The following is a 642-nucleotide window of genomic DNA, read 5'->3' as shown; positions in this document are numbered from 1 at the left end:
CATCCTGGCTGTCTGTGCCTTCCCACATCGTTTCCCACTTAACCATGACTTTGGGACCTTAGCTGGCGGTCTGGGTTGTTTCCCTCTTCACGACGGACGTTAGCACCCGCCGTGTGTCTCCCGTGATAACATTCTTCGGTATTAGCAGTTTGCATCGGGTTGGTAAGCCGGGATGGCCCCCTAGCCGAAACAGTGCTCTACCCCCGAAGATGAGTTCACGAGGCGCTACCTAAATAGCTTTCGGGGAGAACCAGCTATCTCCCGGTTTGATTGGCCTTTCACCCCCAGCCACAAGTCATCCGCTAATTTTTCAACATTAGTCGGTTCGGTCCTCCAGTTAGTGTTACCCAACCTTCAACCTGCCCATGGCTAGATCACCGGGTTTCGGGTCTATACCCTGCAACTTAACGCCCAGTTAAGACTCGGTTTCCCTGCGGCTCCCCTATACGGTTAACCTTGCTACAGAATATAAGTCGCTGACCCATTATACAAAAGGTACGCAGTCACCTAACAAGTAGGCTCCCACTGCTTGTACGTACACGGTTTCAGGTTCTGTTTCACTCCCCTCGCCGGGGTTCTTTTCGCCTTTCCCTCACGGTACTGGTTCACTATCGGTCAGTCAGGAGTATTTAGCCTTGGAGG

Annotated in this window: 1 rRNA gene; it reads right to left on the bottom strand. The window is 52.5% G+C overall.

What is annotated here, in order from left to right:
- Positions 1-642: ribosomal RNA gene (locus WH279_RS00010) — 23S ribosomal RNA — on the bottom strand; the annotation flags it as partial.

Origin of the sequence: Erwinia sp. MYb375 (genome assembly GCF_037479175.1) — a bacterium.
Lineage (GTDB): Bacteria > Pseudomonadota > Gammaproteobacteria > Enterobacterales > Enterobacteriaceae > Erwinia > Erwinia rhapontici.
This window is presented reverse-complemented; position numbering and strand designations above follow the sequence as displayed.